Origin of the sequence: Micromonospora sp. DT4, from assembly GCF_049841675.1 — a bacterium.
Classification (GTDB): Bacteria; Actinomycetota; Actinomycetes; order Mycobacteriales; family Micromonosporaceae; genus Micromonospora.
In genome coordinates, this window is the sequence record NZ_JBNCKT010000404.1 from 1 (window position 1) to 414 (window position 414).

1 protein-coding gene is annotated in these 414 nt (G+C 56.3%); it reads right to left on the bottom strand.

Annotated elements, in window-relative coordinates:
* Nucleotides 1–326 (bottom strand): hypothetical protein (locus ACLQ24_RS30320; RefSeq protein ID WP_425895153.1); only part of this gene is annotated, 326 nt, incomplete at its 3' end.
* Nucleotides 327–414: the final 88 nt, after the last annotated feature.

A 414-nucleotide genomic window follows, 5' to 3' on the forward strand; every position in this document is an offset into this window, starting at 1 on the left:
ATACCGTTTGCGTCTTTCTCGTCGAGCCAGGCGTCATAGACGGCGAAGAAGTCTCTCACGTTCTCGTCGCTCATTCTTTGAAACCCGACGATATGCATATATCCGGCACCGTCGTAGTCGACCTTGAATCCGGCGTCCGTCAGGGCTTGGGCAACCTTTTCATCGACGGAACTCTCCCCAACTCGTGTCAGGTCATAGAGAAAATTTCCGACGGGGTATTCCTTTCCTCCGACATTCACAGAATCGTGCCTAGGGGGGATTGTGTTCCGACGGTTGGGGAGGTCTTCCTGCACCCACGTGGTGATGGCGGCGACACGCTCGTCCACGGTGTAGCGGCGTGGCTTGCGATCTTTGTTGGGGTACGGCTTCTGGCGTTGTTTTTGGCGTGATGTTCGGGTTGGTCCGCTGGTGGAC